Here is a 7,219-nt window from a genome sequence, read left to right as displayed (position 1 = left end):
CCAAGTTTTATTCTATCATGAGGAAATGCCTATTTTAATACAACGGTAAAACCTCTCCGGAACCATACGCATAGCGCATGGTTTACTTTTATATAAATTAAAGAACACTCAAGCGCATCCTTACCTTAGCGCTCGAGTGTTCTTTATTCATCTATATCATATCATTGAAATGACATTACTATTCAAACTTAAGTGCATCACCGTCAAAAGGTTCTTCCTCCACTTTTATAGAATCAGTTGGACAACCCTCAAATGCATCTTCAAGATCCTCATATAATTCTTCTGGCACAGCTTTAGTCCCTTGGTTATCGTCTAGGATAACATATGCGATACCTTCGTCATCATAGTCATATATGTCAGGCGCAGCAGCACCACATGCTCCACATGCGATACAAGTATCCATATCCACGATTGTGTATTTAGCCAAATTTTTCGCCTCCCTTTTCAAAGTATCACACTCACATTATAATTTTATTGTAGATGGGTGTAAATTAATTTTCAATATTTCCGTTTATAGAATGAGGGCCAAACTATGAAAACTTTAATTCAATATGCTTATACTCAAGCCTCACCATATAAAACTGAAAAAAGCATATATAATATTATCATAGGTAAAAAATCACATCAAACTTTTTTTGATGCTGTTTCCCTAAAGCTTTTTTCTTTATATGGTTTAAATAAAAATTTAACATGGGATACGTATCAAACTATTCTTGAAGAAACGTATACGCCCCAAAATATACCGACATCAAATGAAGTAACGTATGAAACGTTAACACATACGTTTGAATGTGTACAATTACTGATTCAAACACTTTCAAACATGCAGCATCAACAGCCACAATTCATGCCAACCACATCTCACGTACATATTCACGAACACGTTAGACATATGTTCTTTCATATTAAAAAAAATCATCTTGAAACGGATGTTAAATCTGAAATTTACGATGTATTTAAAGCATTAAATTCATGTCACACAACGTCTATTCTTCATTATTTTTTAACAGGTTATGATGAATCTATGTATACGCCACATCAGGTTTCATTGATTGAGGGCATGGATAATGACACATGCACGCGCGCTATTTATTTAGATTTATTTTATCTTACTGATATTTTAAAAGATTCAAATCGCTTTCCAATCTTATCACAATGTTGCGCATCCTTAAACGTCTCTAAAGCAGTATATCGAACATATTGTGATTTAAATAATGGCCATTCGATTGATCAAATATCGAAAATGCATCAAATCTCTAATAATACCGTATATGATCATATCGTCGACTTATTTATAAATGGCTATCTTACTGACATTTCACATTTCATATCAGATACAGCAGCTCTTAATGATTTTATTCATTATTATCATAAACACCCAAAACAACGTTTAAAATTCTATAAAAATACATTTGATATGTTTAGCTACTTTGAAATCAAATTAATTATTATTTATATTTCCAAAGGAGTCTACCATGCTGAATAAAGCGCTAAAACATTATTTTGGATTCGATTCATTCAAACCTGGACAAAAAGATATTATTAAAAATGTTATGGACGGTCACCATACGTTAGGTGTATTACCAACAGGGAGTGGTAAAAGTTTATGTTATCAACTCCCCACATATATCAAAGGAGAACCAACGCTTATTATTTCACCACTTATATCTTTAATGGATGATCAGGTCATGCAGATGAAAATGAATGGTGAACGTCGTGTTGTTGCGATCCATTCAGGTATGGAAGAGCGTGAAAGACAGCTTGCTTTTAAACAACTTACAACTGCACGCTTTATTTTTGTAAGCCCTGAGTTACTCATGCAACCACATCATTTTAACCGTTTTAAACATTTAAACTTTGGATTAATTGTTCTAGATGAGGCACATTGTTTATCAGAATGGGGATTTGATTTCAGACCACATTATGCCCTCATAGGTCATGTCATTCGTTATTTTAAAGACACCACAATACTCGCATTAACAGCAACGGCTACGCCTCAATTGCTACATGATCTCACCACTGTCATAGAACTACCATTTGAACTATATGATTCAAGCGTAAACCGTTCGAATATCTCATTAAATGTGAAGTTTATGGACTCATATGAAGAGAAACTAAATTGGCTTTTAGGATTCATTGAAGACAGTGGGCCGACCATTATTTACGTTTCTTCAAAAAAAGTGGGCCTACATTTAGCAGGGCGTATTTATGAAGCAGGGCATTTGACAGGTCTTTATCATGGAGATTTATCTTATCAAGAACGTCAAACCGTTCAACATCAATTTATAAACAATGAAATCAAAATCATTGTCGCCACAAGTGCGTTTGGAATGGGCATTAATAAACCGAATATTAGATCTATCGTTCATTTTCATGCACCTTACAGTCCATCAAGTTATATCCAGGAAATTGGCAGAGCAGGGCGTGACGGGGCATTAAGCCAAGCCATATTATTGTATCAACCAGATGACCAGTATTTGATGGAAAACTTAATGACGTTAAATGCCGTTGATCAAACAGATATCACTCTGTATGAACAAGGACAACTTATCGATGAAGAAAAGCGACAGATTATCGAAACGTTGAGGCAACGTTTTCAAATCAACACATTAGCACAAATATTTAATAATCAATCACAATTAAAGCATCGTGCATATAGACATATGATGCATTTTATAATGACTCAACAATGTCGTCGTGCCGTAATACTACGGTACTTTAATACGACGGAAGTACAAGAACAACATTGTTGCGATTTATGTGACAATATATTTCAGATCACAGAAAAAAATGGCAAAAAAGTAAAAAGGCAATTAAATTATATAGAAAAGCTCAAAAGTTTACTCGATTAGCTTCAATTCACTTTACTTTGCATTTTTAAAATCGCTATAATTAATACACAACTATGATGATCCAGGGGATGGTTTACTGTTCATTTTAGCTACTTTTTGAAAACAGTAATTAAATCGCAAAATGATGTTTTAAATGTTTCAAGATAAGCTATATATACAGTAATAGAAAGGGTGAATACTTTGTCAAAAGATAATTTTAAGGATGATTTTGAACGTAATCGTCAAGAAATTAAACCAAATCAATCTGAACCAACTCATAAAGAGACAGATCAAGATGAAACTTCATTTGATGTTAAAGATGAACATCAGCATTTTCCACCTAGAAACGCATCACGACGTCACCGTAAACGTGATTTAGGCCAACCATCAGATGTCAAGGCACATTCCGATAACAATGATGAACAAACATCACACGAAGGACAAGGTAAACGTCCTGGGATTCTTGGAGGCTTCGTCAACAAAAAGTCATCTTCTCATGATGATCAACGTAATGTACAGACTCAGTCACATGATCAAGCATCTCAACGAGGTGAAAAAATTAGAGATTACGCTAAAGACGATGCGCAGGTTACGCGTCATCATACACGTGACGATGGACGTCCAGAACATCACGGTGGCCGACATCGTGAACAAATACAATATGATGATACACCGAAGACTGAGAGTGAAACAGAGCATGCGGATCGAAAACATGTTGGAACACAATATAGTTCATCAACATCTCCGTCGAATGACGATACTCGTGAAAGATCACGCAATATAAGTGCTTCGCCTAAGGAAGACCAACATCGTAGCACAAACCTCGGCAATGAAACATTGGATAAACAATCCAAACAAATTGATGCCAATCATCGTCATGCTAAACGACATGAAACGACCCAAGAAGATGTACATACATCTCAACGTGACCTTAAAGGTAAAAAAGTTGCTGCAGGTGCTGCCACTGCCGGTGTTGCCGGCGCTGCTGCTAAACACCATCATGATAAAAAAGAGGCACAACGTCACAATCAAAATGACGTCAATTCACGTTCTCAAGAAGATGCACATCGTGATCCTAAACATGACGACCTTCAAAAGCACAATGGTAAAAAAGTTGCTACGGGTACTGCCGCTGCTGGAGTTGCCGGCGCTGCTGCTAAACACCATCATGATAAAAAAGAGGCACAACGTCATAATCAAAATGATGTCAATTCACGTTCTCAAGAAGATGCACATCGTGATCCTAAACATGACGACCTTCAAAAGCACAATGGTAAAAAAGTTGCTGCGGGTGCTGCCGCTGCGGGTGTAGCCGGCGCCGCTGCTAAACATCATCATGATAAAAAAGAAAATCATAACCGTTCCCGTAATAAAGAGTTGGCGGGGACAGGCGCTGCTACTGGTGCGAACCATGGACATGGTCATGATAATCACGGAAAAGAAAAACGTGGCGGTTGTATAAAACGTATCATACCGCTTCTTGCTGCATTACTATTGTTAGGTGCTTTAGCGATATTTGGAGGAATGTATTTATTTAACCAAGGTAATAATGATAACCACGATAAGGGCAAACAAACAGAAGTAGCTAAAAATGATAAAGCTAAAGATAAAGAAACTAAAGATAAAGAAGCTGATAAAGACAAAGCTCAAAAAGATAATGCGTCTAAAGATAAAAATTCAAATGAAGACGCTACTTCTCAAAGTAATGACCCTTCACAACAAAACAATCAACAAAACGGTATGAATCAGCAAGGTCAAACACCACAAAATCAGCAAAATCAAAATACACAAAATCAAAACCAGCAAAACCAAGCGGGTGGACAATCACATACAGTTTCGGGTAATGAAAACTTATACCGTATAGCTATACGCTACTATGGTAATGGGTCACCTGAAAATGTTGAAAAAATTAGAAGAGCCAACGGTATTTCTGGAAACAACATCAGCAATGGACAACACTTAATTATTCCATAAACAAATAAAAAATAAATTTTCAAAGTGATGTAAAAATTCAAGATATTTTTGCATCACTTTTTATGATTTCTGTAAAAATCGCAAAGATTGTCAACTTTATAAACAACAAACATTTCCATTTTGTTCTAACCATGATATTGCTATAATATATCATGGACAAATGAGAACGATGTCATCGTTTAGTACGGTAAGGAGGTAGATTCCTATCTTCATTGACGCACCTGTCGTGATTAGGAATCGCGAATTATGATTAAAATTGAAAGTATCATTATAGGCGGCGGACCTTGTGGATTGAGCGCTGCAATTGAACAAAAGAAAAAGGGTATTGAGACTTTGATTATAGAGAAGGGGAATATCGTTAATGCTATTTATCATTATCCAACGCATCAAACGTTTTTCTCATCAAGTGATAAGTTAAGTATTGGGGATGTACCATTCATCGTTGAGGATTTAAAACCACGTAGAAATCAAGCGCTTGTTTATTATCGTGAAGTCGTGAAACATCATCAATTATCGATTAACGCGTTTGAAGAAGTGTTAACGGTTCGTAAAATAGACGATCATTTTACTATTACTACAACTAAAAATGTCTATCAATGTCGTTTTCTAACTGTTGCAACAGGCTATTACGGGCAACATAATACTTTAGAGGTAGATGGTGCAACCCTACCTAAAGTCATGCATTACTTTAAAGAAGCACATCCTTATTTTGATCAAGACGTCGTAATTATTGGAGGAAAAAACTCAGCGGTAGATGCTGCAATCGAATTAGAAAAAGCTGGTGCACGTGTAACTGTCATTTATCGTGGTGCTGATTATTCACCTTCGATCAAACCATGGATTTTGCCTAATTTTGATTCACTTGTACGTCGTAATAATATTAAAATGCACTTTAACAGTCATGTTACTCAAATTACTGAAGATAGCGTCACTTTTGAAACGCAAGGTGTAACTGAGACAATCCATAATGACTATGTTTTTGCAATGATAGGATATCATCCAGATTATGAATTTTTAAATGCGATTGGTATCGAAACGCGTACAAATGAATTTGGAACAGCACCTGTTTATAACAAAGATACGTATGAAACAAATGTGCATAACTGTTACATTGCAGGTGTTATTGCTGCAGGTAACGATGCGAATACCATTTTTATTGAAAATGGTAAGTATCATGCCAACGATATTGCAAATGATATTTTATCTAAAAAACAAGCTCCTCTTGAATCATAATAGTAAAAAACTGCCGATCATTTAAAAGATCGACAGTTTTTATTATTTATTAAAGTAAATTCGCAAATCATCATTCGCCAATTGTTGACTGAGCGCCACAAGTAATTTGAGTCGTGCTTTTTGACCATTGAGTCCGTTAGAAAATATCACACCTTTTTGATGTAATTGGTGTCCGCCTCCCTCATATGCATATACAGCACTTACAATACCGTTAAAAGAACGTGACACTAATACAACTGGGATATCTTTCTCTAAACATTCATTTAATCCAGCCATAGCAGTTGGAGGGAGGTTCCCTTGACCCAATGCTTCAATCACAATCCCATTTACGTTATTGTGTGCGTAATAGGAGAGCATTTCACTTCCCATCCCCATATGCGCTTTTACTAAAGCAACATTTAAACTTTCATCAATCGTCGTTAATACTTCTTGTCTATATGGTTTATGGTGAAATAAAATTCCAGATTTTGTAATGACCCCTAAGGGACCATGATTAGGACTTTGGAAAGTGTTTGTATTAGAAGTATGTGTTTTTGTAACATTACGTGCGGTATGGATCTCATCATTAAAAACAACCATGACCCCTTTATCATGGGATTCATCATGAATTGCTACACGAATCGCTGAAATAAAATTATATAATCCATCTGATCCGATTTCATTTGATGAACGCATCGCACCTGTTAAAATGACAGGTTTTGAAGTTGCAACTGTTAAATCTAATAAATACGCAGTTTCTTCAAGCGTATCTGTCCCATGTGTAATGACAAAACCGTCATAGCGAGACGCATATTGTTCGATAAGTGACTTCAGCGTTTTTACATGTGTTAAATTCATATGGGGTGAAGGGACATTAAAAGGCATCATTTCATCTATCTCAGCATATCTTTCAATGACATTTTGATGCTGCGCAATTGGATTTTCATCATTTGTTGAAACTCTGTTAGATTCATCTTCTGACATACTGATTGTACCACCCGTATGAATCACTAATAATGATTTCATATGTTTCCTCCTCGATAAAACGTACGTTATTATGATAAAATATTATTAACTAAACAACAAGGAAGGTATAGAATGACAGCTATAAATATTGCTTTAGATGGCCCCGCTGCAGCAGGTAAAAGTACAATTGCAAAACATGTTGCTGCACAATTAGGAATGATTTATGTCGATACAGG

7 protein-coding genes are annotated in these 7,219 nt (G+C 35.7%); 5 read left to right on the top strand and 2 right to left on the bottom strand.

Annotation, left to right across the window (positions count from 1 at the left end):
- Positions 1 to 178: 178 nt before the first annotated feature.
- The gene (locus CD172_RS11805; protein ID WP_037564263.1) at positions 179 to 427 is read right to left on the bottom strand and encodes a ferredoxin; all 249 of its coding nucleotides are present in this window, start codon (positions 425 to 427) and stop codon (positions 179 to 181) included.
- Between the two features lie 105 nt (positions 428 to 532).
- Between CD172_RS11805 and CD172_RS11800 the strand changes: the two genes are divergently transcribed.
- From CD172_RS11800 to ypdA, 4 genes are all read left to right on the top strand, one after another.
- Complete coding sequence (locus tag CD172_RS11800) at positions 533 to 1,486, top strand: helix-turn-helix domain-containing protein (RefSeq protein ID WP_103346457.1); 954 nt, start codon at positions 533 to 535, stop codon at positions 1,484 to 1,486.
- Positions 1,476 to 2,852: a RecQ family ATP-dependent DNA helicase gene (locus tag CD172_RS11795; RefSeq protein ID WP_103346456.1), complete on the top strand. Its 1,377-nt coding sequence runs from the start codon at positions 1,476 to 1,478 to the stop codon at positions 2,850 to 2,852. Before CD172_RS11800 ends, CD172_RS11795 begins: the two co-directional genes overlap by 11 nt.
- A 180-nt stretch (positions 2,853 to 3,032) precedes the next feature.
- Positions 3,033 to 4,805, top strand: a complete 1,773-nt coding sequence (locus tag CD172_RS11790; protein WP_103346455.1) for a LysM peptidoglycan-binding domain-containing protein — start codon at positions 3,033 to 3,035, stop codon at positions 4,803 to 4,805.
- Between the two features lie 246 nt (positions 4,806 to 5,051).
- A complete protein-coding gene (ypdA, locus tag CD172_RS11785; RefSeq protein WP_060551086.1) occupies positions 5,052 to 6,038 on the top strand; it encodes a bacillithiol disulfide reductase YpdA in 987 nt (328 codons plus the stop codon).
- A gap of 42 nt (positions 6,039 to 6,080) precedes the next feature.
- Here the strand turns inward: ypdA and CD172_RS11780 are convergent, their stop codons facing one another.
- Positions 6,081 to 7,043 (bottom strand): asparaginase, encoded by a 963-nt coding sequence (locus CD172_RS11780; protein WP_103346454.1) that lies wholly within the window; start codon positions 7,041 to 7,043, stop codon positions 6,081 to 6,083.
- Positions 7,044 to 7,115: 72 nt separating this feature from the next.
- On the opposite strand from CD172_RS11780, the gene CD172_RS11775 reads away from it, so the two are divergent.
- Positions 7,116 to 7,219, top strand: a 104-nt coding sequence (locus CD172_RS11775) for a (d)CMP kinase (RefSeq protein ID WP_206169844.1), incomplete at its 3' end; no start/stop codon positions are given.

It is taken from the genome of Staphylococcus agnetis (assembly GCF_002901865.1).
Lineage (GTDB): Bacteria > Bacillota > Bacilli > Staphylococcales > Staphylococcaceae > Staphylococcus > Staphylococcus agnetis.
The sequence above is the reverse complement of the archived record's forward strand: the minus strand, read 5'-3'. Positions and strand labels throughout refer to the sequence as shown.

Coding starts and splice junctions, on each gene's coding strand:
- CD172_RS11800 (WP_103346457.1), top strand. CDS start 533: ATGAAAACTTTAATTCAATATGCTTATACTCAAGCCTCACCATATAAA.
- CD172_RS11795 (WP_103346456.1), top strand. CDS start 1,476: ATGCTGAATAAAGCGCTAAAACATTATTTTGGATTCGATTCATTCAAA.
- ypdA (WP_060551086.1), top strand. CDS start 5,052: ATGATTAAAATTGAAAGTATCATTATAGGCGGCGGACCTTGTGGATTG.
- CD172_RS11780 (WP_103346454.1), bottom strand. CDS start 7,043: ATGAAATCATTATTAGTGATTCATACGGGTGGTACAATCAGTATGTCA.